The sequence below is a fragment of the Pseudonocardia nigra genome (assembly GCF_019396355.1).
Lineage (GTDB): Bacteria > Actinomycetota > Actinomycetes > Mycobacteriales > Pseudonocardiaceae > Pseudonocardia > Pseudonocardia nigra.
Window position 1 is genome coordinate 1 of record NZ_JAHKRK010000523.1, and the last position, 903, is coordinate 903.

At 76.0% G+C, this 903-nt stretch carries 1 protein-coding gene; it reads right to left on the reverse strand.

What is annotated here, in order from left to right; genetic code table 11:
• Positions 1 to 159: 159 nt before the first annotated feature.
• On the reverse strand, positions 160 to 903 hold a 744-nt coding region (locus tag KME75_RS42000; RefSeq protein WP_504739542.1), incomplete at its 5' end, for an MFS transporter.

The window sequence follows — 903 nt, forward strand, 5'->3', positions numbered from 1 at the left end:
CACGACAGCCCCGACCGTCGCCGCGACCGCCACCTCAAGGCACTCCAAGACCTCGGATACGAGGTCACACTCGCCAAGGCCTCATAGGCTGCGGTCGATTCTCCTGACAGCCACTTTCACGCAACGTGGTTGCAGGAAAGTGGCTTTGCTGCCACGCGGTCAGGCCACCACGACGGGCTCGCCCACGGGCTCCGGGGCGAGCGTGGCCCGGCGCAGCCACAACACGGCCGCGAGGACCGCGCCCGCCAAGCCTCCGGCGAGGAACGCCGCGGGCGGCCCGAACGCCTCCACGACGACCCCCGAGGTGGATTGGCCCGTGGCGATCCCCAGCGTGGCCGCTGTGACGACCCAGCCGAACGCCTCCGTCGCGGTCCCCGCCGGAGCCGTGGTGTCGACGGCGAGCGAGTGCGCGGTGACCTGCGGCGTGATCAGCGCCCCGGCCGCGAGCATCGCGACCATGAGCACCGGCAGCGAGCCGGTGGGCCCGGTCAGGGTCATCGCGGCCACGCACAGCGCGAACGCGCCGAGCAGCACCGGCATCCGCAGGTGCAGCGGCCGCGGCCAGGGCCGCATCCCGTAGAGCACCCCGGCCAGCACCGACGTCACCGACCACGCCGACAGCAGCACGCCGCCCATCGCGGGCGAGCCCGCGGCCGCGGTCACGGCGGGCACCCCGACCTCCACCGACCCGATGACGAGCCCGAACCCGAGCGAGGCGAGCGCGACCGTCCGCATCCCCGGCCGGGCGAGCGCCCCCAGCAGGGCGACGGGGCCGCCGCCCGGGACGCGTGCGGTGCGCCGGGCCGGGCGGCTCAGCGCGAACCCGGTGGCGCCGAGCGCCATCGCGGCAGCGGCCGCCACCACGCCGAGCCCCGGCCACGGCGCCGCCGCGACGAGGAACGC